Genomic DNA, 21,940 nt, shown 5'->3' on the forward strand with positions numbered 1-21,940 from the left:
ACGATCACCGGACGTCGCGACGACGTCATCATCTCCGGCGGCGTCAAGGTGTCGCTCGGGGCCGTCGAGCGGCTCCTGCACGACCACGGCTTCGAGGACGCGGTCGTCGTGCGAGGGCAGGACGCGAAGTGGGGCGAGGTGCCCGTCGCGTTCACGGCGGAGGACGACGACCCTGCACCCGCCATCGCCGCGATCGAAGCGGCCCTCGGACCGGCCGCGCGTCCCCGTGTGCGCCGCGGGAGCGGCATCCCGTACCTGCCCAGCGGCAAACCCGATCGCGTGAGCTTGCAGGCCAAAGCGAGCGAATAGAGTTCACTCCGTGGCGAAGCAGCAGCGACCGATCCCGCGCGTTCAGATGGATGCGACCCGACCCGTGCCGCCGAAGGCGAAGGTGCGGGGCAGCAAGCTCGCGGCGCCGAAGCCCGCGACGCTCGGCACCTGGATCGCCGGAGCCCGCCCGCAGACGCTCGTGCTGGCGGTCGTGCCGGTGGCGCTCGGCACCGCCGCCGCCGCCCAGGTGATGACGCACTGGTACGACCACTGGGTGCGCGCGCTGCTCGCCCTCGCCGTGGCCGCGTTCCTGCAGATCGGCGTCAACTACGCGAACGACTACTCCGACGGGGTGCGCGGGGCGGACCGGGATCGCGTGGGTCCGCAGCGTCTCGTCGGCTCGGGCCGCGCGAAGCCGCGGACGGTGCTCACGGTGGCGCTCGTGTTCTTCGGCCTGGCCGCCGTGGCCGGCGCGGTGCTGGTCTGGCGCACCGAGCAGTGGTGGCTGCTCGCGGTCGGCGCCTTCGCGCTGCTCGCCGGCTGGTTCTACACCGGCGGCCGGCGGCCCTACGGCTACCTCGGTCTCGGCGAGGTCGCCGTGTTCCTCTTCTTCGGCATCATCCCGACGGCGGGCACGATGTTCGTGCAGGTGCTCGACGTCAACGTCGAGGCCTGGCTCGCCGGCGCGGCGGCCGGGGCCTTCGCCTGCGCCGTGCTCGTGGCCAACAACGCCCGCGACCGCGAGAAGGACAAGCTGCACGGCAAGCGCACCCTCGCCGTCCTGCTCGGCGGCGTCGGCTCGCGGGTGCTCTACGTCGTGCTGATGCTCGTGCCGTTCGGCATCCTCGCGTTCTTCGCGCTCTTCTACGAGCCCGGCTCGGCGAGTGGATTCGCGCCGTACGTCTATTTCGCCGCCGTGGGGGCGCTGCCGGCGATCGTGATCGCCATCACCGGCCGCTCTGCCCGCGAGTGGATCTACGTGCTGCAGCTCACGCTCGCGACGGCCCTGCTCTACGGGCTCGGGCTGTCGGCGGCGATCATCTTCCCGGGTGCGCTGAACTAGGCGGCGGGCGTCGCCCGGATCCCCAGAGCCGGCAGGATGACGCCGTCGATGAGCGAGATCATGAAGTCCCGCGTGGTCGGGGTGCGCAGCATGAGCACGCGGTAGGAGACCATCGCGGGCGCGATCATCGCCGCCAGCTCGATGTCGGCGTCGGGGGCGATCTCGCCGCGGTCGCGGGCGCGCTGCATGAGCGCCCGGTTGATCGCGAGGCGAGGTTCGACGATCGCCTGCCGTGCGGCCTCGGCGAGTTCGGGGGAGCGCGAGACCATCGACGCGATGCCGGCCATGACCTGTAGCTTCCGCTCACCCTCCAGCACGGTCGGCGTGCGGATCATCGCGATCAGGTCGTCGCGCAGCGACCCGGTGTCGGGCAGGTTCTCCGGGTCGTGGTCGCTCTGCTTGAGGCAGGCGACGGCGTCGATCACGAGTTCGGCCTTCGAGGGCCAGCGCCGGTACAGCGTCGCCTTGCCGGCTTTGGCGCGCGCGGCGACCATGTCGATCGTCATGCCGTCGTAGCCGGTCTCGGCGAGCACATCGAGGGCGGACTCGAGGATGTCGGCGTCACGCGTGTGGTCGCGCTTGCGGCCGAGCTTCGGCGCGTCGGTGGTCGCCTGCGTCATCGCGGACTCCTCGCCTTCTGATACTGAACTGGGATGTTCTGGAACTGAGTGTATCCGAAACTGCTAAGTCTCGTATATAGTCGCCGTCATGTCTTCTTCGACGACCGCACCGCCGGTCTCCTCGCGCCGCTGGCTCACGCTCGTGACCGTCGGCCTCGCCCAGCTCATGGTCGTGCTCGACGCGACCGTCGTGAACATCGCGCTGCCGTCCGCCCAGGCGGAACTCCAGTTCAGCGACGGCGACCGCCAGTGGGTCGTCACGGCCTATTCGCTCGCCTTCGGCAGCCTCCTGCTGCTCGGCGGGCGCGCCTCCGACCTCATCGGACGCAAGCGCACCTTCCTCATCGGACTGGTCGGCTTCGCCCTCGCCTCCGCGCTCGCCGGGGCGGCGCCGACCTTCGAGGTGCTGATCGCGGGCCGCGCGCTCCAGGGCGCCTTCGCCGCGCTGCTGGCGCCGACCGCCCTCGCGGTGCTCACCACGACCTTCACGATCCCGAAGGAGCGGGCGCGCGCGTTCGGCGTCTTCGGGGCGGTGGCGGGCGCCGGCGGCGCGGTCGGCCTGCTGCTCGGCGGCGTGCTGACCGAACAGCTCGACTGGCGCTGGAACCTCTACATCAACGTCTTCATCGCCGCGGTCGCGCTCATCGGGACGCTGATCTTCGTCCCGAACCTCGCCCGCACCGGCCCGCGCCCGAAGCTCGACGTGCCTGGCACGATCCTCGTCTCCGGCGCCCTCTTCGGCATCGTCTACGGATTCGCCAACGCCGAGACCGAGGGCTGGGAGTCTCCGCTCGCCTGGGGAGTTCTCGCGATCGCCGCCGTGCTGCTCGCGGCGTTCGTCGTCTGGCAGACGCGGGCGAAGCACCCGCTGCTTCCGCTGTCGGTCGTGCTCGACCGCAACCGCGGCGCCGCGTTCATCTCGGTGCTCATCGCCGGCGCGGGGATGTTCGGCATCTTCCTGTTCGTCACGTACTACATGCAGATCTCGCTCGGCTTCAGCCCGATCCAGACCGGTCTCGCGTTCCTGCCGATGATCGGCATGCTCGTGCTCACCGCGCAGATCTCGACGAACTTCCTGCTGCCGCGCCTCGGCCCCAAGGTCATGGTGCCGGTCGGGATGGCCTTCGGCGTCATCGCCCTCGTGCTGTTCACGCGTCTGGACCTCGACAGCACGTACGCGCCCGACGTTCTGCTGCCGCTCATGGTGTTCGGGCTCACGATGGGCACGATCATGCCCGCCGCGATGCAGACCGCGACCCTCGGCGTCGACCGCGAGTTCGCCGGCGTCACCTCGGCGATGGTCAACACCAGTCAGCAGGTCGGCGGGTCGGTCGGCACGGCGCTGCTCAACACGATCGCGGCGACGGCCGCGGCCGACTACATCGCCGACCACCTCCCGGCGAGCGATCTCGTTGCCGCTCAAGCGGCGGTGTCGTCCTACGCCGCCGCGTACTGGTGGGCGGCCGGGTTCTTCGCCGCGGGCGGCGTCATCGCGGCGCTGCTGTTCCGCCGCCGCGGGCAGGGCGTGTCACTCACGTCCGGCCATGCGGCCGCGGACGCGGAGCCGGTCGTCGCGCACTGAGCCCGCTAGGGCCGCGGAGCGGGCGGGGCGTCTTCGGCGTTCTCGTCCGCCCGCGGCTCCGCCGCACCGGCACGCGCGTCGGCGATCCGCATAGCCACCCGGTCGCGCAACGGCCGCAGCACGATGTAGGACAGGCAGACGCCGAGGGTGGCGCCGACGAGTGCCGCGATCCACCACTCCAGCCCGATCGCGTAGAGGATGCCGAAGGGCACGGCGAAGGCGAGAATCCGCAGGGCGGAGTAGAGCAGCCAGTCGCGCACCCGTCCAGCTTAGGTCGCCGTCCTGAAGCGCTCTCCCAGCGCTGAGACCTAGGATCGGGGCATGTCCCGGCTGCTCCCGATCGCGTTCATCGTGTGGGTCGCCTTCACGGTGTTCACCATCGTCGACGTCGCCCTCATCGAGAAGAGCCGCGTGCGCGGCCTTCCGAAGCCGGGCTGGATCGTGCTGGTGATCGTGCTGCCGATCGTCGGCGGGGTGCTCTGGTACGCCGTCGGACGCATCCGCACCGGGGAGGCCGCCATCGGGTCGGCTCGCCGCGGTCCCATCGCGCCGGATGACGATCCCGAGTTCCTCCGGCGGCTGAATCGCGAGAAGGCGATGGAAGATCGGATCGAGCAGCTCGAGCAGGAGCTGCGCGACCTCGACGATGACCCGCCCAAGCCGTAGCCCCTCTCCCGCGAGCGACTTCTCGGTCGCGTTCCTGGCGGAGCTGATCCGCCGCGGCGTGCGCGACGTCGTCGTCTGCCCGGGCTCGCGGTCGCAGGCTCTCGCCCTCGCGGCGGCGGAGTTCGAACGAGCCGGGCTGTTGCGCCTGCGGGTGCGCATCGACGAGCGGTCGGCATCCTTCCTGGCCACAGGTCTCGCCCGGGAATCCCGCACGCCCGTCGTGATCGTCACCACGTCGGGCACGGCGGTCGCCAACCTCCTGCCCGCGGTGCTCGAGGCGTCGCACTCCGGCATCCCGCTCGTCGTCGTCACCGCCGATCGGCCGGCCGAACTGCTCGGCGTCGGCGCGAACCAGGCGACCGTGCAGGCCGGCATCTTCGGCTCCGCCGTGCGGCGCGCCTGGGATGTCGACGCCCCCGTCTCGGCAGAGGGTGCGGCCGAGCTCGCGTCCGACGTGCTCGCGGAACTCACCGGTCCGGTGCACGTGAACCTCGCCTTCCGTGAACCGCTGTCGGGCGCGGTGACGCTTCCCGCGGTCGAGCCGGGGGAGTGGGAGGCGCCGATGCCCGGCGGTCCCGTCACGATCGAACCGGGACCGCTCACCGTCGTCGTCGCCGGCACCGGAGCCGGCCCCGGCGCCGAGGAGGTCGCGCGGCAGCTCGGCGCCCCCCTGCTGGCGGAGGTCGCGAGCGGCGCGCGGTTCGGCCCGAACCTCGTACCCGCCTACCGGGAACTGCTGACCGAACCCGGCTTCGGCGAGCGCATCGAACGCGTGGTCGTCGTCGGGCACCCGACCCTCAGCCGCGAGATCCCGGCTCTGCTGATGCGCGAGGGCCTCGAGGTGATCGTCGTGCGCGGAAACGGCCGGGATGCCTACGACCCGGGTCGCTCGGCCCGCATCGTCGCCGGAGTGCGGGTGTCGGGCGCCCCCGATCCCACGTCGCGCGGCTGGGTCGGGCCGTGGGTGCACGCCTCGCGGGAGCTGCTCGCCGTCGAGGAAGGCCCGGCCGCATCCCTCAGCGACGACCGGATCGAGCGCGCCGACTTCGCCCGAGCGCAGCTCGAGCGGCTACGCGAACCCGTCACCCGGCGGATGCTCGTGGATGCCGTCTGGGCGATCAGCTGGCCGCACGACCGGCTCGTGCTCGGGGCCTCGCGGCTGATCAGAGACCTCGATCGGGTCGCGCCGGGCAAGAAGATCCCGGTGTTCGCCAACCGCGGCCTCGCCGGCATCGACGGCACGATCGCGACCGCGACCGGGATCGCCCTCGCCGCCGGAGGCGACGGGGTCACCCGGGTGCTGCTCGGCGACCTCGCGCTGCTGCACGACGCAGGGTCTCTGGCGGCGACGCCGGGCGAGGAGTCGCCGCGGATGCAGGTGATCGTCGGCAACGATGGCGGCGGCACGATCTTCGACGCCCTCGAAGTCGCCGGGTCGGCCGATCCGGAGCTCTTCGATCGCGTGCTCTACACGCCGCAGTCCGTCGACCTCGCGGCGCTCGCCGCGGCGTACGGCTGGGAGCACCGCCTCGCCGCGACCCGCTCGCAGCTCGATGACGCCCTGTCGGGGTCGGGGTCCCGCGTGCTGATCGAGGTTCCCCTCCCCCGGTGACGACTCGCTATTTGCCCGAAATGGCCCCTTCGACGCCGCGCGAAGGGCCATTTCGGGCAAACAGCCGATGGTTTAGGGTCGGGCGCATGAAGGAGCTGCTGCGCGTCGGAGGAGGTGTCGACCTGTCGGCGATCGACACCTCCGGCACTCCCGGATTCGACGGCGACAAGGATGCGGGCGAAGACGCCCTCGCCGCCGGGACCGAGGAGCTCACCGAACTGCAGGAGAAGCTCTTCGCCGCGAGCCGCTCCGGCGACACCCGCAGCGTGCTGCTCGTGCTCCAGGCGATGGACACCGCGGGCAAGGGCGGCATCGTGAAGCACGTCGTCGGGTCGGTCGACCCGCAGGGCGTCGAGATCGCCGCGTTCAAGCGACCGACGCCCGAGGAGGAGGCACACGGCTTCCTCTGGCGCATCCGCAAGCGCCTCCCGACCGCCGGGATGATCGGGGTCTTCGACCGTTCCCACTACGAGAGCGTCCTCATCCACCGGGTGCGCGGGCTGTCACCGCTCGACGAGGTCGAGACCCGGTATGCGCAGATCGTCGACTTCGAGGAGGAGCTGCGCGCCGCCGGCACCACGGTCGTCAAGGTCATGCTGCACATCTCGCGCGACGAGCAGAAGTCCCGGCTGCTCGAACGGCTCGAGCGTCCCGACAAGCACTGGAAGTACAACCCGGGGGATGTCGACGAGCGCGCGTACTGGGACGACTACATGGATGCCTACCGCCTCGCGATCGAGCGCACCTCGACCGACTCGGCACCCTGGTACGTCGTGCCGGCCGACCGCAAGTGGTACGCCCGGCTCGCCGTGCAGCACCTCCTGCTCGACGCCCTCCGGGGTCTCGACGCGCAGTGGCCCACCGCCGACTTCGACGTCGAGGTCGAGAAGCGGCGCCTGGCGGCCACCTAGCCGTCACCGCGGGTTGAGTGCCGCGCGTCAGCGCGGTGTATCGAAACCCGCCCCGAGCAACCCGGATGGTGGGTTTCGATACACCGCCCGCTGCGCGGTCGGCACTCAACCCGCGGGGTGGCGTCAGCCGAAGGCCTCGACGATGGGGCGGAACTTGAGCTTCGTCTCCGCCAGTTCCCGGTCGGGATCGGATTCGGCGACGATGCCGGCGCCGGCGAACGCGGTGAGGGTGCCGTTGGCATCCACCTCGGCGGAACGCAACGAGATCGCCCACTTGCCGTCACCCGACTGGTCGACCCACCCGACGGGGCCGGCGTAGCGGCCGCGGTCGAACGGCTCGAGCTCGCGGATCGCAGCCATCGCGGCCGCGGTCGGGGTGCCGGCGACGGCGGCCGTCGGGTGCAGGGCGGCGACGAGGTCGAGCGCTCCCGAGCCGTCGGACAGGCGGCCGTGCACGTCGCTGGCCAGGTGCCAGAGGTTCGGAAGCTTCAGGGCGAAGGGCAGCTCGTTGGCCGTGATCCCGGGACCGTGGGGTCGCAGAGCGGCGAGCACGCTCTCCACGGCGAACCGGTGCTCGTCGAGATCCTTCGACGAGGTCGCGAGCTCCAGCGACGCGGCGGCGTCGGCTTCGGCGTCGGATCCGCGGGCGTGGCTGCCGGCGAGCACACGGGCGGTGACCGTCCCCTCGGTCACGCGCACGAGGGTCTCGGGGCTCGACCCGAGGTGGCCGTCGACCGAGAAGGTCCAGGTGTCGGGGTAGCCGAGCGCGAGCTCGAGCAGCACGCGGCGCAGGTCGGCGCCCTCGGGCACATGGCCGACCAGGTCGCGGGCGAGCACGACCTTCTTGAGATCACCGGCGAGGATGCGATCCACGGCGGTGGCGACGGCGGCGCGGTAGGCATCCGGGCTCTGCGCCCCGGGATGCAGTGAGAGCCGGTATTCCGTGCCGAGGGGCGAGGCCGCGACGGCCGTCTCTGCGCCGTTGACCCGGGTGATCCAGCCGACCCCGTCGCGGCGGCCGATCACGACCTCCGGCACGATCAGCACGCTCGAGCGCGCGGAGGCGTCGTCGAAGGTGAAGGCGCCGAAGGCGACCAGTCCGGAGCCGCGGACCCTCACGTCGTCGTCGACGCGGGCGCTCGCGGCGACCTCGCGCCAGGCGGCGGCGGCATCCTGCACCCGGGTCGGGCCGCGGAACTCCATCCGCAGCGCCTCGCCGAGCCCGGCGATGCCGTCACCTCGTCGGAGGAACAGCAGGGGCCGGCTCGCGGAGGCGTACGGGATGAGCGAAGGGACCGGATCGATCCGGCGCGTTTCGACGGTGAGGTCGGTCACCCCTCAACCGTAAGCCGCCGCCGGAACCGCGCGGGCCCCTTGCGTAGGATGGTGCGAGTGAGCAGGGCTGATCTGAGCAAGGAACCGGATGACGTCTCCGGGATGTTCGATCACGTCGCCGCGGGCTACGACCGCACCAACTCGGTGCTGAGCGTCGGCAACGACTTCCTCTGGCGGATCGCGACCACGAAGGCGATCGATCCGAAGCCGGGCGAGCGCGTCCTCGACATCGCCTGCGGCACCGGCACCTCGACCCTCCCGCTCGCCAAGTCGGGCGCCACGGTGGTCGGTGTGGACTTCTCGCCGGAGATGATCGCGGAAGCCGGCAAGAAGCATCCGAAGATCGAGTTCCGGCACGCCGACGCGATGAAGCTGCCGTTCGGCGACGACGAGTTTGACGCCGTCACGATCTCGTTCGGCCTGCGCAACGTGCAGGATCCGAAGCAGGCGCTCGCCGAGATGTACCGCGTGCTCAAGCCCGGCGGCCGGCTCGTCGTCTGCGAGTTCTCCAAGCCGCCGCGCGCCCTGCTGCGTGCCGGGTACTACGCGTACCTCAAGGTCGTCGCCCCCGCGATCGTCGGCATCACGTCGTCGAATCCCGACGCCTACACGTACCTCGTCGAGTCGATCCGCGACTGGCCCGACCAGCAGACCCTCACCCAGTGGATCCGCGGCGTCGGGTTCACCCGGGTCGCGTACCGCAACCTCACCGCGGGCGTCGTCGCGCTGCACCGCGGCCGCAAGCCCGAAGACCAGGCCATCCGTGCGGCCACCGCGCGCCGCACCGGCAGGTCGCGCAAGCCCGCCGCGGGCTGAGCCGACCGCTTCAGACACAGATCGGCCGACCGTGAAACCGAGCCCCTCCCTCGCCCGCCGGAGCAAGACCCTCAGCTCGTCGCTCGGGCTCGGCGAGAAGCTCTTCGCCTCCAGCGAGGAGCGCCAGTTCGTCGCCGACATCGAGTCGGGCCTGGCGATCGTCGAGGAGCAGCTCGCCGAGCAGGTGCGCTTCACCGACGCGATCGCCGACGTCACGACCCGCTACCTGCTGGATGCCGGCGGCAAGCGGGTGCGGCCGGTGCTGACCCTGCTCACCGCGCAGCTCGGCGAGGGGTCGAACGCCGACGTCATCACCGCGGCGCAGGCGATCGAGATCACCCACCTCGCGTCGCTGTACCACGACGACGTCATGGACGAGGCCGAGATGCGCCGCGGCGTGCCGAGTGCGCAGACGGTCTGGGGTAACTCGGTGGCGATCCTCACCGGCGACCTGCTGTTCGCGCGGGCATCCAAGCTCATCTCCAGCCTCGGAGAGCGCGCCCTCAGCATCCAGGCGGCGACCTTCGAGCGGCTCTGTCTCGGTCAGCTGCACGAGACGATCGGCCCGCAGGACGACGAAGACCCGATCGAGCACTATCTGCAGGTGCTGGCCGACAAGACCGGGTCGCTCATCGCGCTCGCGGGCGTCGTCGGCGTGATCTTCTCGGAGGCCCCGGAGGAGTACCGCGAGCCCGTCGAACTGTTCGGCGAGCGGGTCGGGGTCGCCTTCCAGTTGATCGACGACGTCATCGACTTGTCGAGTGCCGTCGAGCAGACCGGGAAGACCGCGGGCACCGACCTGCGCGCCGGCGTTCCGACGCTGCCGCTGCTCTACCTGCGGAACCGCGCCGAGACCGAACCGGACGCGGCCGCGCTGCTCGACCGGCTCGAGCGCGACATCGGGGCCTCGACTGATGACGTCATCCATCCCGACTTCGCGGCCGCGGTCGCCGAGCTCCGCCACCACCAGGTGACTGCCGATACACTCGCCGAGGCGAATCGCTGGGCCGATCGGGCCGTCGAGGCTCTCGAGCCCCTCCCCGACGGGCCCGTCAAGAAGGCGCTCACGCGCTTCGCGAAGGCGATCGTCGAGCGATCGGGCTGACGCCCTTTCGCGGGTTGAGTGCCCGCCGGAGGCGGGTGTATCGAAACCCACCCTGACCAACAGTGAGGAACCCCCGTTGACCAAGCTCCGCCTGGCCATCGTCGGAGCCGGCCCCGCCGGCATCTACGCCGCAGACATCCTGCTCAAGCACGAGCGTCCCTTCGACGTCTCGATCGATCTCTTCGAGCAGCTGCCCGCCCCCTACGGACTGGTGCGCTACGGCGTCGCCCCCGACCACCCGCGCATCAAGGGCATCATCACGGCCCTGCGCGAGGTGCTCGACCGCGGCGACATTCGCATCTTCGGGAACGTGACGTTCGGCCGCGACATCACCCTCGACGACCTGAAGAAGTACTACCACGCCGTCATCTTCAGCACCGGGGCGATCCGGGATGCTGCCCTCGACATCCCCGGCATCGACCTGCCCGGCTCCTACGGCGCCGCCGACTTCGTCTCCTGGTACGACGGACATCCCGACGTCCCGCGGGAGTGGCCGCTCGAGAGCTCGAGCGTCGCGGTCATCGGCAACGGCAACGTCGCGCTCGACGCGGCGCGGATGCTCGCGAAGCACGCCGACGATCTGCTGCCGACCGAGATCCCCGGCAACGTCTACGACATCCTCAAGTCCTCGCCGGTGACCGACGTGCACGTCTTCGGGCGTCGCGGGCCGACGCAGGTGAAGTTCAGCCCGCTCGAGCTGCGCGAACTCGGCGAGCTGCGGGATGTCGACATGATCGTGCACGACGAGGACTTCGAGTACGACGACGCGGCCCGCGCCGCGATCGCCTCGAACAAGCAGATCTTCGTCATCGACAAGGTGTTCACGAAGTGGCGTGAGGAGTCGCGCGAAGAGGGCTTCGGCACCGCGTCGCGTCGCCTGCACCTGCACTTCTACGCGAAGCCGCTCGAGGTCGTCGCCGGCCCCGACGGGCGCGTCGCCTCGTTCCGGTACGAGCGCACCGAGCCCGACGACGCCGGCGGCGTGCGCGGAACCGGCGAGATCCGGTCGGTCGAGGTCGGTCAGGTCTACCGCGCCGTCGGCTACTACGGGTCGCCGCTCGACGGCATCCCGTTCGACGAGCGCCGCGGGGTCATCCCGAACCACGAGGGCCAGGTGCTCGCCGACGACAACGAGATCATGCCCGGGGTCTACGCCACCGGCTGGATCAAGCGCGGCCCGGTCGGCCTGATCGGGCACACGAAGTCCGACGCGATGGAGACGATCTCGCACGTCGTCAACGACCAGGCGTCGTGGTGGAGCCCCGCCGACCCGTCGGAGGAATCGGTCGTCGCGCTGCTCGAGGAGCGCGGCGTCGAGTACACCGACCTCGACGGCTGGCACGCCCTCGACCAGCACGAGATGGCGCTCGGCGAGCCGCATGGTCGTGCCCGCGTCAAGGTCGTCCCGCGCGACGAGATGGTGAAGATCTCCCGCGGCTGAGGCGCTACCCTGTGTGCACATCCACACGGGTCAGGGAAGAGAATCACGTGAGCGATCGATCACCGTTGCGCGAGTTCAAGGTCGACATACTGTCGGTGCTGACGTTCATCTCGTTGCCGATCGTCCTGGTCGCGATCTATCGCTTCGGCTTCCCCATGCTCATCGGGTTGCTCATCCTCGTCGCGGAGATCGCCGCAAACTTTGTCGCGACGATGCTGCGATTCCGGCGCGAGCGACGACTGATCGCCGAATTCGCGGGCTCGATGGCGGCGGACACGGCCGTCGTGACCTCGGCCTTCAGCTTCCCGGGGGTCGAGCATCCGCAGTTCTTCCTCGAGCGCCGACCGGACGGCCTGTTGTTCTCCCGCGTCGGGGCCACTGGTTCCGGAGTCCTGCTTCCCTGGTCGGAGATCCGATCGATCGAGAGCCCTCGGACGGGCACCAACACGACGGTCACGATCGCGTTCCATCAGGGACGCCCGTTCCGCTTCGTGATGGCCCCTGCCCAGGCCGTGACCGGGGCCGACGGACAGGTCGTCGAATGGCTCAGGGACGGATCGGAGTTCCCCGCCCCGTATGCAGCCGCCAACTATCTGCTCCCACGGACCCGGTCGAGGTGACGAATACTCCTCACGGAGTAGCGACAGGCCTCTCGCCGGAGCAGGATCGCGCGGCCGCCGACCGCCATCCTTGTCGCATGACCCCTCGCCGCATCCTGACCCTGCTCGCTCTTCCGCTCGCCGCGTCCGTGCTCCTCGCCGGATGCAGCACCACCTTCCGCCCCGACCGCCTCGACACCGATCCGTCGACGACCGCCGACGACCAGATGGCGGTGCCCACCGATTGCGCGGTGCTCGTGCCGAGCGCCGCCGAGCGCGGGTTCGCGCAGGTGACCGTCGACCCGCAGTACGAAGACGACTCCGACCTCGACGGCATCCAGCAGGCGGGCGGGACCGTCTGCTTCTTCCTCGACCCGGACACTCAGACGGTGTTCCATGTCGGCGTCCAGCTGCTGCAGGGCAACGAGGCGGAGCGCAAGGAGCGCCGCTGGGAGCGCGACGGGCTGCTCGCCGTCGACGGCGTCGGGGAGGTCGCGTACTACACCGCCGTCTCGAACGAGGTGAACGGGGACTCGTCGAGCGAACTCCGGGTGCTGTCGGGCGACTACTACGTGCAGGTCGGCGCGGTGCCCTCGGCGGATGCCGACGCGCTCACGACCTTCGCGACTGACGCGATCGCGGCGCTCGGGTAGGTCGTCCCAAAATCACATTCCGCCAGTCAGAGGGATGGCCTATCGATCAAGTACTCACTGACTTCCTTGAAAGTCGCCGTGGCTGACGCGACGAGGCTCTCCCGTACCTGGCGATTGGTGTCGTCGAGGAGGCCCTCCTTGGCGGGCTTGGGCGGTTGCTGCGGCTTTGTCCTGATGTCGGCGGCTGGAATGGTTCTGATGAGGTACCCAGAATGCTCACGTTCGAGGTCCGCGGCCAGAATCGCCTTGTCGTTGTCGAGGACGAGGACAACCCGCTTGAACCCCAATTCCTCAAAGAGGCGCAATAGAGCGGGCGCATTCTCGGCGCCGCCAGCTCCCCAACCAAAGACGTTCTCGATCGGCGGAAGGCCGAGATCCTCGAGAACTCTGGGCAGATACACCACGTCCTCCTGCCCCTCAAGAAGAACGATCCCGTCTTCCAAGAAGAAGACCTCGTTCGCTTCGATCCCCAGGGTGTGCGGTTGGTTCGTGTTGCTTCGCAGGCGACCGACGCGGTCGAAGGTGGAGCGTGTGGGCTGGGAGATGACGGACTGGGCGTCAGCCTTGTGCACGCGAGCCACGACGGCGCCATTGGCGATGTGTTCCCAGGAAACCAGACCAGGCGCGTGAGTTGCGTAGAGAATCTGGCGCGTCGCGGCATATTCCGCGATGACGAGAGCAAGACGATGTAGGTACTGGGGATGGAGCGAAAGCTCTGGCTCGTCGATCACCATTAGTGAGTCCGGTGTCGAGTCGTGCAGTGCATCGAGGATGAAGAGGAGGCTGATGAGTCCTTCACCCAGACCTTCACTGGAGTGGCTCGTCTTTCCTTCTGTGAACTGGAGGTAGTAGGAGCCTTGGTCGTTGAGATCGATCGCCCAACTCACTGGACGACCCAAGACCCTTTCGAGCAGACCGTTGAATATTTTGAGCCGATCGGGACTCCGCTGAAGCTCGAACAGTCGTCCCGTGAAGCCGTCACGGGTCTGCGTGCGCGAGAAGTCTCCCCCACTCGATCCCCAGTTCCGTGATGACGAGAACTGCCGTGAGAAATAGGGGTTGAACTGTCGACGGGACGGGATGGTCGTCACGTCGAATGAGTAGGCCTCGCTGCCATCGAGCGTAGAGAACTGCGACTCGCTGCCCGCATTGAGGCTAGTGATAGTGCTGAGCTGACCGTCACTACGGTGAAGTGAGATAGTCACTCCGCCGACGTACTGCCGATTTCGGCGTCCGTCAGAAAAGCTAACGACGCCGTTCTGACTCGCTCGCGCTAGAGCGTCAAAGCTCTCCACGATGGTCGACTTGCCGGAGTTATTGGCTCCGACCAGCACGGTGAGACCGCTTCCGACAGAGCCGTTCGGCGAGGCGATTGCAAGGCGGCGGTCTGTTGCGAACCCTCGAAATCCTCCAACTTCTAGCCAGTCGAAGTAGGCAGGTTTGGTCGAGGTCGATGATTTCGAACCGTCGTCAGGATCTCTTAGTGAGCCGAGCACTTCGCGCAAGTAGTGGAGCTCCGGCTGGTTGAAGACCGATGCGTCTTCCGCCCGGGGCCCGTGTGGTGCAACACCCGCCAATCGGTCGGCTCGAGTCCACAAGGCGACACCCACCCGCTCCTTGTTCTCGCCACGACCCGACAATTTGGAGACAACTACCAGGAAACCTTGGCCCTCGTCGAGCTGCTGCCAGCGGTCGGGTGGAGTGATGCGAATGCCCAGATCGCGCCGATCGATCAGATCGATCTGCAACATGGATGCGCTGAATCTCCGCTCCATCATGTCGCCGCCCGCTTTTGCGATGTTGTCCTCGTCGAGCCAAATCAGGTCGATCGAGAGATCTTGGGGCCTGTCACCTTCTCGATCGAAGATGAGACGGGCACTGTGGTTCGGGAGCAGTTCGGCGGTCAGGGAATAGTGGGGCACGCCACGTTTCTACTGCACGGCGGCGGTGAGCCGCGCGAGGTTGTCGAGGGTGCGGTGCCAGACCGGACGCTTCAGCCACTCGTCGAGCGTGAGCTCGCGTGACATCGCCCGGTTCTCGGCCTCGATCTCGCGCAACTGCGACAGGAACTCCTCGCCGCGCACCATGACCGAGATCTCCAGGTCGAGGCTGAACGAGCGCATGTCCATGTTGCTGGAGCCGATGACCGAGATCTGGTCGTCGATCGTCAGGTGCTTGGAGTGCAGGATCGTCGGCCCGGCGTAGAGCCAGATCTTCACGCCCGCGCGCAGCAGCGCCTCGTAGTACGACCGCTGCGCGTGGAAGACGAGGAACTGGTCGCCGATCTCCGACACGAACAGTTCCACCTCGAGGCCGGACTGCGCGGCGGTCGTGATCGCGTAGAGCATCGAATCGTCGGGAACGAAGTACGGGGAGGTCAGGATGACCTTCTTCTGCGCCGCGTAGACCAGCGAGTTGAACAGGCGGAGGTTGTTCTCGCCGTCGAAGCCGGGGCCGGAGGGCACCACCTGGCAATCGAAGTCGCCGTCCCCGGTCTTGCGGGCGGGAGCGGCTTCGCGTTCGAGCAGCTCGTTCGTCTCGGAGTACCAGTCGGTCACGAAGAGCGCGTCGATGCCGGCGACCACCGGGCCCTCGAACCGCGCCATGTAGTCCTTCCAGTGCAGCCCGCGCTTGTGGTTCTTGCGGCGCTGGTATCCCGTCTCGACGACGTTCTGCGAGCCGGTGAACGCGATCTGCCCGTCGATGACGAGCAGTTTGCGGTGGTTGCGCAGGTCGGGGCGCTGGAACTGTGCGCGCGACGGGCGGAACGGCAGCATCCGCCGCCATTCGATCCCCATCGCGTTGAGCCGCCTCACGGTGCGGCGGTAGCCCGGGTACTGCGCGTTGCCGAGGTGGTCGAGCAGCACGCGCACGGTGACGCCGCGGTCGTGCGCCTCCTCGAGGGCGTCGAAGAAGTCGGCGGTCGCCTCGTCGAGCAGCAGGATGTAGAACTCGCAGTGCACGGTCTTCGTCGCCGCGCGGATCGCCGCGGTCATCTGCGCGAGCGACTCGGTGTTGTCGTTCCACATCTGCGCGGAGTTGCCGCCGACGAGCGGCATCGCGCCCAGGGTGCGGTTGAGTTCCACGATCGGCGCCAGCCAGGCCGGCCACGGCGGATCGAGCTTGACGCGGTCGAAACCTTCGGTGGTCTCGAGGATGTACTCGTTGATCTCGCGCTGCTTGCGGCGGCGCGCGCGAGGGAGGCGCGCGCGGCCGAGGATCAGGAACAGGATGATGCCGACGTAGGGCAGGAACCAGATCGCCAGCAGCCAGGCGAGCGCCGTCTGCGGTCGTCGGTTCTTCGGCACGAAGATGAGCGCCAGGATGCGCACGGTGATGTCGACCACGAGGGCGATGATCGCGATCGTCAGCGTCATCCAGCCGGGTTCCATGTTCTCAGTGTGGCAGTGGCACGTGGTAGGCAGGAGGCATGACCGACCGCGCATCCGCCGAGGACTGGTTCCGCCGATACCGCGTCGCCTGGGAATCGAACGATGTCGACGACATCCGCTCGCTCTTCACCGAGGATGCCATCTACCGCGGGTTCCCCGACGACCCCGCCCCGTACGTCGGGCTCGACGCGATCGTCGCCGGCTGGCTCGAGAACGCCGATCAGCCCGGCGACACCGACTTCGAGTGGAAGCTGCTTGCGGTCGACGGCGAGGTCGCGATCGCCGAGTGCGTCACCGCCTACGTGAACTCCAACCCGCCCAGGGTCTACGACAACCTGTTCGTCATCACGCTGCCCGCGGGCGGCCGCGCGACCGAGTTCACCGACTGGTGGATCGAACGCACGCCCGAGGAGGCGGCGTGAACGACCCGCGGGTCGAGCACTTCATGGCCGGATACCGCCGGGCCTGGGAGTCGAACGACGCGGATGACGTCGTCGCGATCTTCACGCCCGACGCGGTCTATCGCGGGCGCCCGGGCACTCCGGCGTGGACGGGGCACGACGAGATCGTCGCCGGCTGGCTGGAGAACGCCGACGAGCCGGGCACGACGACGTTCGCCTGGGAGACCCTCGCCCGCGACGGCGACCTGGCCGTGGTGCGGTGCGTGACCACCTATCCGAAGGGGCCGAAGAAGGGCACCTACGACAACCTGTGGGTGATCGACTTCGCCCCCGACGGCCGCGCCGCCGAGTTCACCGACTGGTGGATCGCCCGCAAGTGGAAGGGCACCCCCGCCGCGGGTTGAGTGCCGCCGAAGGCGGTGTATCGAAACCGCGAGGCTCCGCGGGTTGAGTGCCGCCGAAGGAGGTGTATCGAAACCGCGAGGCTCCGCGGGTTGAGTGCCGCCGAAGGCGGTGTATCGAAACCCTCAGCGCATGTTGATGAACTGCAGCGCGACGTCGAGGTCCTTGCCCTTGAGCAGCGCGATGACGGCCTGAAGGTCGTCACGCGACTTCGACTGCACGCGCAGTTCGTCGCCCTGGATCTGGCTCTTGATCGACTTCGGTCCTTCGTCGCGGATGATCTTCGAGATCTTCTTCGCGTCCTCGCTCGAGATGCCCTCCTTGATGGCGGCCTCGATGCGGTACTCCTTGCCGCTCGGGAACGGCTTGCCGGCATCCAGCGATCGCAGCGAGATGTTGCGCTTGATCAGCTTCTGCTCGAAGACCTCGAGCACCGCCTTCACGCGCTCCTCGGCGTTGGCCTTCATGAGGATCTTCTCGCCCGACATCTCGATCGAGGCGCCGACGTTCTTGAAGTCGTAGCGCTGCTGGATCTCCTTGTGGGCCATGCCGAGGGCGTTCTGCACCTCCATGTTGTCGACCTTGGAGACGATGTCGAACGAGGAATCTGCCATGTGGCCATGCTACAAAGCCAGGATGCGTGCGAGCCGACTCCTTCTCATCGGTATCGCCGTGCTCGCCGCCGCCGGTCTCGTCGTCGGCGCCATCCTGGTGTTCCTCGCTCCCCGCCTCGACGTGCAGGTGCTGCTTCCCGACACCGACGAGCCGGCTCCGTCGTGGGCGGCGCCCGCCGAGCCCCCCACCCCGGCGGCGAGACCGGGCGTCGGCGTCGCGAGCCTCGTGGATGTCGACTGGGTTGTCGCGACGAGTGAGGCGACCGGCATCCCGGTGCGGGCGCTGGCGGGGTACGCCGGCGCGGTGCTCGCCAAGGCGAGCGCGATGCCGGAGTGCGGGATCTCGTGGAACACCCTCGCCGCGATCGGTGCGACGGAGAGCGACCACGGGCGGCACGGCGGATCCGCGGTCGAGGAGGACGGCACGGTGACGCCGCCGATCTACGGGGTGCCGCTCGCCGGCGGCGAGGGGATCGAGCACATCCCCGACTCCGACGGCGGAACCCTCGATGGCGACACGGAGTTCGACCGGGCGGTAGGTCCGTTCCAGTTGATCCCGCAGACCTGGCGCAACTGGCACACCGACGGCAACGGCGACGGGGTCGAAGATCCGCACAACATCGACGACGCCGCGATGGCGACGGTCAACTACCTGTGCCGCGTGAGCGTCGGCATCGACACCGAGGAGGGCTGGATCGCGGCGGTGTCGGGATTCAACTCCCCGCAGTCCTACCGCGACACCGTCGCGACCTACGCCGTGAGGTATGCGGAGGCCACCTCCGCGGGTTGAGTGCCGCGCGCCAGCGCGGTGTATCGAAACCGACTCGGTGGTCGAGTAGCGCCGGCAGGCGCGTGTCGAGACCCACGCCCCGCTCGGGTATCCTTGTGCGGGCGCCTCGGCGCTGCGGCGAGTTACCCAAGCGGCCAAAGGGATCTGACTGTAAATCAGACACGTAAGTTTCGGGGGTTCGAATCCCTCACTCGCCACACTTCGAAGCCCCGCTCCGGCGGGGCTTCTCCCGTTCCGGCTCGAGCCTCAGCCGAGGAGCAGGTGCTCGAGATCCTCGATCGGCCCGTACCAGCCCTGGTCGAGGATGAAGGTCTGCGCCACCTTGTCGAGCCCGAGGATGACGGCCACGCCGACGAGGATCATCAGGATGCCGACGATCCGCCGGAACCAGCCGTCGGGGCGGTTGAGCCAGCCGACGCGGCGGGCGAAGGCCTGGCCGAGCACCGCGACGAGCAGAAGCGCTGCCGCGAGTCCGATCGCGTAGACCACGATCGCGGCGAGTCCTTCGCCGAACGACACGGGGAGCACTGCGGCGACGATGAGCGCGTAGGTCGGGCTGCAGCTGGAGAACGTCGGCCCGAGGGCGGCGCCGAGGAGGAGGTCGCCGGCCGGACCGCCGGTGCGCGAGGCCCGATCGAGCGCGACACCGCCGCGGGCCTGCAGCCCGGTGGCGAGCATGAGCCGCTCCCACAGCCGCGGGAACACGAGCGTCACGCCGAAGCCGATCACGAGCGCGCCCGCGATGATCTGCCAGACGATCTGCGGCACTCCGAGCAGCGCCGTGGTGGCCTTGAGTAGGAGCGTGAACGCGATCACCGAGAGCGCGAGCCCGGTGGCGACCAGCAGGGGTCGGTACCACTGGCGGCGTGCGGCTCCGGCATCCGCGGCGGTGCGGGCGGCAGTGCCGCCGACGATCACCGGGAGCAGCGGGAGCACGCACGGCGCGGCGACGGTGAGCACGCCCGCGACGAAGGCGAGCAGCAGCAGGGTCAGCACGGGCGCGGGTCAGAGCATCGCCGCGACGACGGCGTCGAGGCTCGGGTCGTCGTAGGCGACATGCGACTGCAGGGGGTCGCCCGACGAGTCGACTTCGACGAACGTCGTCTGCAGCGTCACGCCGTAGCGCTGGCGGAGCGCCTGGTTGCTGTCGTAGTCGACGTGCAGGATCGTCACGCCGGCTGGGACGCCCTGCGCGAGGATGTCGTCCTCGATCGCCCGGCACTGCGGACACCACGACGCGTGGAAGAACAGCAGCACCCGACCCTCGGCGGCAGCGACGGCCGCCTCGGAGTAGTCGAGGTACGTGCCGGCGGTCGCCGACGGTGTCGACGAGTCGATCGGGGAGGGGTCGACGTCGGGGGCCGCGATCGTCGGGACCGGGTCGGCGACCGGCGCGATCTCGCTGCGCGGCAGGACCAGGAGGGCGACGACGGCCGCGACGACGGCAACGGCGACGATGCCGAGGATGATCGCGAGGCGGGGATTCATGACGTCCAGTGTCGCAGGCGACCGTGTCCTTCCGCCGTGCCGGGGGTGCACCGAGCAGTACCTCGACCCCACCCACGACCCGCGGCTGCAGGGCTAGCGAGATGCGGGGCTAGCGTGGAGACGTGTCCGACCTCCTCGACCTCGCCCGAACCATCGCCCTCGAAGCCGGGGAGCTGGCGGCGAGGCGCCGTCGCGAGGGCGTCGAGATCGCCGCCACCAAGTCGACGATCGTGGATGTCGTCACCGAGGCCGACCGCGAGGTCGAGCGCCTCATCCTCGATCGCATCCGGGAGGCTCGTCCCGATGACGGGGTGCTCGGCGAGGAGGGCGCGTCGGTGCCGGGCTCGAGCGGGCTCGCCTGGGTCGTCGACCCGATCGACGGCACCGTCAACTACCTCTACGGGTTGCCGCACTACGCGGTGAGCATCGCAATCGTCGAGCTTCCGGAGGGCGGCGGCGACCCCGATCCGCTCACCTGGACGTCGAAGGTCGGCGTGGTGCTCAACCCGGCGTCGGGGGAGCTGTTCACCGCCGAAGTCGGCGCCGGCGCATTCTGCGGCGACCGCCGCCTGCACGTCGGCGAGCCGGTCTCTCTCGACCTCGCGCTCGTCGCCACCGGCTTCGCCTACGCCGCCTCGACCCGGGCGTTCCAGGGGGATGTCGTCGCCCGTCTGCTGCCGCAGGTGCGCGACATCCGCCGACAGGGCACGGCATCCCTCGATCTCTGCTTCGTCGCCGACGGACGCTACGACGCCTACTTCGAACGCACCCTCAGTCCGTGGGACCACGCGGCAGGCGCCCTCATCGCGCGCGAAGCCGGCGCACGGGTGACCGGGATGCGAGGCGCGGCGCCGAGCCGCGACTTCATCCTCGCGGCCGAGCCCTCGGTCGCGGCGGCGCTCGAGGCGCTGCTCGACGAGTTGGGCGAGTTCGAGGATTTCTGACCCCGGCAGTGTCGCTTTCCTGGGAATCGGCTCGGCAGGTGGAGTCACCGTTGCCGATTCGTTATCGTGGGGGAGTTCACCCGGCGTCCACCCCACGCCGGAGCCCGACAGTCTCGGCCACCTGATCCGGCCGCACTCAGGAGTCCCGCGCATGACCGTTCCCCAGGAACGCGAGAACGATCCGTTCGTCCTCGACGCCCTGGGTTTCGGGAACCCCGCGAGCCTCCAGCCCCTCGACGGGCCGGCCGAGCCGGTTCGGCCGTTCTCCCCGTCCCGCGAAGTCGTGGCACGCGACGTCGTCTCGGCTCCGCTCACCCGCCGCGAGCTGCGCGACCGCGAGCGTTCCGTCGAGGAGACTCCGGCCCCGCGCCGCGGGACGTCGACTCCCCGCTCCAAGGTGCGTTCCAAGCCTCGGCGCATGGCCAAGAACTCGAGCCGCCGGGACGTCGTCCGCGCCGTCGGAGTGAAGAAGACCCTCGGCAAGCGCCTGCTCTCCTTCGGCGCCATGCTCTTCGCCGGCGCCCTCGCCTTCGGTCTGACGGTCCCCGCGAACGCCTTCAACACGACCACCGACGAGGCCGTGCTCGCGGAGTCGCTCGCGATGGATGCGCAGTCGGTGGAAGTCGACTCCAGCCTCGTGTCGTTCTCGGAGCGCGACGCCTGGAGTGTCACCTCGTGGGCCGAGATGCTGAAGCTGCGCTACGGCAACCGCAACTTCGACTACACGGTCGGCACCGGCCCGATCCGTTGGCCGTTCCCGTACCCGGTCTCGATCTCGTCGGGCTTCGGCGATCGCGCCGCGCCCTGCCGCGGCTGCTCGACCTCGCACTCCGGCATCGACTTCACCCCCGGTGCGGGCGCCGCGATCTTCGCGATCGCCGACGGCGTCGTGCTGGAGCATGCCGAGAGCGGCTCGAGCTGGGGCAACTACGTCATCATCCAGCACGTGATCGACGGGCAGGTCGTACTCAGCGGCTACGCCCACATGCAGGCCGCGTCGTCACCGATGGTGGCGGGGCAAGAGGTGAAGGTCGGCGACTTCGTCGGACTCGTCGGCGCGACGGGTCAGGCGACGGGCGCGCACCTGCACTTCACGATCTCCCTCGAGGAGCGGATGCACTACGTCGACCCGTACGCCTGGCTCAAGGCGCACGCGAGCTAACGGAGCCAGACGGTGGTGTCGCCGGGCAGCAGTCCGTCGCCGACCGGGCTGCTCGACACGATCACGTCGCCCGC

Annotated in this window: 23 protein-coding genes, 1 tRNA gene and 1 pseudogene; 17 read left to right on the forward strand and 8 right to left on the reverse strand. The window is 69.2% G+C overall.

All coding sequences use genetic code 11. The annotated features are described in order from the left end of the window. Window positions 1-309 (forward strand): annotated as a pseudogene (locus ACILQS_RS09050) (o-succinylbenzoate--CoA ligase); the annotation flags it as partial. A 10-nt stretch (window positions 310-319) separates the two neighbouring features. Further along, window positions 320-1,333, forward strand: a complete 1,014-nt coding sequence (locus ACILQS_RS09055) for a 1,4-dihydroxy-2-naphthoate polyprenyltransferase (RefSeq protein ID WP_395639798.1) — start codon at window positions 320-322, stop codon at window positions 1,331-1,333. Here the strand turns inward: ACILQS_RS09055 and ACILQS_RS09060 are convergent. Beyond that, window positions 1,330-1,953 (reverse strand): TetR/AcrR family transcriptional regulator, encoded by a 624-nt coding sequence (locus tag ACILQS_RS09060; protein WP_395639799.1) that lies wholly within the window; start codon window positions 1,951-1,953, stop codon window positions 1,330-1,332. The two genes, ACILQS_RS09055 and ACILQS_RS09060, sit on opposite strands and share 4 nt — an antisense overlap. Window positions 1,954-2,041: 88 nt before the next feature. On the opposite strand from ACILQS_RS09060, the gene ACILQS_RS09065 reads away from it, so the two are divergent. After that, complete coding sequence (locus ACILQS_RS09065) at window positions 2,042-3,535, forward strand: MFS transporter (protein WP_395639800.1); 1,494 nt, start codon at window positions 2,042-2,044, stop codon at window positions 3,533-3,535. Between the two features lie 5 nt (window positions 3,536-3,540). Here ACILQS_RS09065 and ACILQS_RS09070 read toward each other — a convergent pair whose 3' ends face one another. Beyond that, the gene (locus ACILQS_RS09070; protein WP_395639801.1) at window positions 3,541-3,795 is read right to left on the reverse strand and encodes a DUF4229 domain-containing protein; all 255 of its coding nucleotides are present in this window, start codon (window positions 3,793-3,795) and stop codon (window positions 3,541-3,543) included. Between the two features lie 61 nt (window positions 3,796-3,856). On the opposite strand from ACILQS_RS09070, the gene ACILQS_RS09075 reads away from it, so the two are divergent. From ACILQS_RS09075 to ACILQS_RS09085, 3 genes are all read left to right on the forward strand, one after another. Then, a complete protein-coding gene (locus ACILQS_RS09075) occupies window positions 3,857-4,201 on the forward strand; it encodes a PLD nuclease N-terminal domain-containing protein (RefSeq protein ID WP_395639802.1) in 345 nt (114 codons plus the stop codon). Then, window positions 4,182-5,813, forward strand: a complete 1,632-nt coding sequence (gene menD / locus ACILQS_RS09080) for a 2-succinyl-5-enolpyruvyl-6-hydroxy-3-cyclohexene-1-carboxylic-acid synthase (RefSeq protein ID WP_395639803.1) — start codon at window positions 4,182-4,184, stop codon at window positions 5,811-5,813. Before ACILQS_RS09075 ends, menD begins: the two co-directional genes overlap by 20 nt. An 86-nt stretch (window positions 5,814-5,899) precedes the next feature. Further along, window positions 5,900-6,724 (forward strand): polyphosphate kinase 2 family protein, encoded by an 825-nt coding sequence (locus tag ACILQS_RS09085; RefSeq protein ID WP_395639804.1) that lies wholly within the window; start codon window positions 5,900-5,902, stop codon window positions 6,722-6,724. A 123-nt stretch (window positions 6,725-6,847) separates the two neighbouring features. Here ACILQS_RS09085 and ACILQS_RS09090 read toward each other — a convergent pair whose 3' ends face one another. Further along, window positions 6,848-8,059, reverse strand: a complete 1,212-nt coding sequence (locus ACILQS_RS09090) for an isochorismate synthase MenF (protein ID WP_395639805.1) — start codon at window positions 8,057-8,059, stop codon at window positions 6,848-6,850. 57 nt (window positions 8,060-8,116) lie between these two features. Here ACILQS_RS09090 and ubiE point away from each other — a divergent pair, with 57 nt between their 5' ends. The 5 genes from ubiE (at window position 8,117) to ACILQS_RS09115 (ending at window position 12,673) form a co-directional block, all read left to right on the forward strand. Continuing rightward, window positions 8,117-8,875 carry a bifunctional demethylmenaquinone methyltransferase/2-methoxy-6-polyprenyl-1,4-benzoquinol methylase UbiE gene (gene ubiE, locus ACILQS_RS09095; protein WP_395639806.1) on the forward strand — a complete coding sequence of 253 codons (759 nt, stop codon included), beginning with the start codon at window positions 8,117-8,119 and terminating at the stop codon, window positions 8,873-8,875. Window positions 8,876-8,906: 31 nt separating this feature from the next. After that, entirely contained in the window at window positions 8,907-9,980 is a 1,074-nt protein-coding gene (locus ACILQS_RS09100; RefSeq protein ID WP_395639807.1) for a polyprenyl synthetase family protein, read from the forward strand. Between the two features lie 76 nt (window positions 9,981-10,056). Then, a complete protein-coding gene (locus ACILQS_RS09105; protein ID WP_395639808.1) occupies window positions 10,057-11,421 on the forward strand; it encodes an FAD-dependent oxidoreductase in 1,365 nt (454 codons plus the stop codon). Window positions 11,422-11,468: 47 nt separating this feature from the next. Continuing rightward, window positions 11,469-12,041: a hypothetical protein gene (locus tag ACILQS_RS09110; protein WP_395639809.1), complete on the forward strand. Its 573-nt coding sequence runs from the start codon at window positions 11,469-11,471 to the stop codon at window positions 12,039-12,041. A 77-nt stretch (window positions 12,042-12,118) separates the two neighbouring features. Beyond that, window positions 12,119-12,673: a hypothetical protein gene (locus ACILQS_RS09115; RefSeq protein WP_395639810.1), complete on the forward strand. Its 555-nt coding sequence runs from the start codon at window positions 12,119-12,121 to the stop codon at window positions 12,671-12,673. A 26-nt stretch (window positions 12,674-12,699) separates the two neighbouring features. Here ACILQS_RS09115 and ACILQS_RS09120 read toward each other — a convergent pair whose 3' ends face one another. Both ACILQS_RS09120 and cls read right to left on the reverse strand, forming a co-directional pair. Beyond that, window positions 12,700-14,595 carry an ATP-dependent nuclease gene (locus ACILQS_RS09120; RefSeq protein ID WP_395639811.1) on the reverse strand — a complete coding sequence of 632 codons (1,896 nt, stop codon included), beginning with the start codon at window positions 14,593-14,595 and terminating at the stop codon, window positions 12,700-12,702. Between the two features lie 9 nt (window positions 14,596-14,604). Next, entirely contained in the window at window positions 14,605-16,065 is a 1,461-nt protein-coding gene (gene cls, locus ACILQS_RS09125; RefSeq protein ID WP_395639812.1) for a cardiolipin synthase, read from the reverse strand. Window positions 16,066-16,103: 38 nt separating this feature from the next. On the opposite strand from cls, the gene ACILQS_RS09130 reads away from it, so the two are divergent. Continuing rightward, window positions 16,104-16,487 carry a nuclear transport factor 2 family protein gene (locus tag ACILQS_RS09130; protein WP_395639813.1) on the forward strand — a complete coding sequence of 128 codons (384 nt, stop codon included), beginning with the start codon at window positions 16,104-16,106 and terminating at the stop codon, window positions 16,485-16,487. Beyond that, window positions 16,484-16,870, forward strand: coding sequence for a nuclear transport factor 2 family protein (locus tag ACILQS_RS09135; RefSeq protein WP_395639814.1), 387 nt, complete (start codon window positions 16,484-16,486; stop codon window positions 16,868-16,870). Before ACILQS_RS09130 ends, ACILQS_RS09135 begins: the two co-directional genes overlap by 4 nt. A 123-nt stretch (window positions 16,871-16,993) precedes the next feature. Here the strand turns inward: ACILQS_RS09135 and ACILQS_RS09140 are convergent, their stop codons facing one another. Then, the gene (locus tag ACILQS_RS09140) at window positions 16,994-17,482 is read right to left on the reverse strand and encodes a YajQ family cyclic di-GMP-binding protein (protein ID WP_395639815.1); all 489 of its coding nucleotides are present in this window, start codon (window positions 17,480-17,482) and stop codon (window positions 16,994-16,996) included. A gap of 22 nt (window positions 17,483-17,504) precedes the next feature. On the opposite strand from ACILQS_RS09140, the gene ACILQS_RS09145 reads away from it, so the two are divergent. After that, window positions 17,505-18,272: a hypothetical protein gene (locus ACILQS_RS09145; protein ID WP_395639816.1), complete on the forward strand. Its 768-nt coding sequence runs from the start codon at window positions 17,505-17,507 to the stop codon at window positions 18,270-18,272. A gap of 116 nt (window positions 18,273-18,388) precedes the next feature. Beyond that, window positions 18,389-18,469, forward strand: a tRNA-Tyr gene (locus ACILQS_RS09150). Between the two features lie 49 nt (window positions 18,470-18,518). On the opposite strand, the gene ACILQS_RS09155 is transcribed toward ACILQS_RS09150, so the two are convergent. Then, window positions 18,519-19,268: a cytochrome c biogenesis CcdA family protein gene (locus ACILQS_RS09155; RefSeq protein WP_395639817.1), complete on the reverse strand. Its 750-nt coding sequence runs from the start codon at window positions 19,266-19,268 to the stop codon at window positions 18,519-18,521. 9 nt (window positions 19,269-19,277) lie between these two features. Then, complete coding sequence (locus ACILQS_RS09160; protein WP_395639818.1) at window positions 19,278-19,760, reverse strand: thioredoxin family protein; 483 nt, start codon at window positions 19,758-19,760, stop codon at window positions 19,278-19,280. 122 nt (window positions 19,761-19,882) lie between these two features. On the opposite strand from ACILQS_RS09160, the gene ACILQS_RS09165 reads away from it, so the two are divergent. After that, window positions 19,883-20,704, forward strand: coding sequence for an inositol monophosphatase family protein (locus tag ACILQS_RS09165; protein ID WP_395639819.1), 822 nt, complete (start codon window positions 19,883-19,885; stop codon window positions 20,702-20,704). 151 nt (window positions 20,705-20,855) lie between these two features. Next, entirely contained in the window at window positions 20,856-21,866 is a 1,011-nt protein-coding gene (locus tag ACILQS_RS09170) for a M23 family metallopeptidase (RefSeq protein WP_395639820.1), read from the forward strand. Window positions 21,867-21,940: the final 74 nt, after the last annotated feature.

Origin of the sequence: Pseudolysinimonas sp. (assembly GCF_044239695.1) — a bacterium.
Taxonomy (GTDB): domain Bacteria; phylum Actinomycetota; class Actinomycetes; order Actinomycetales; family Microbacteriaceae; genus Pseudolysinimonas_A.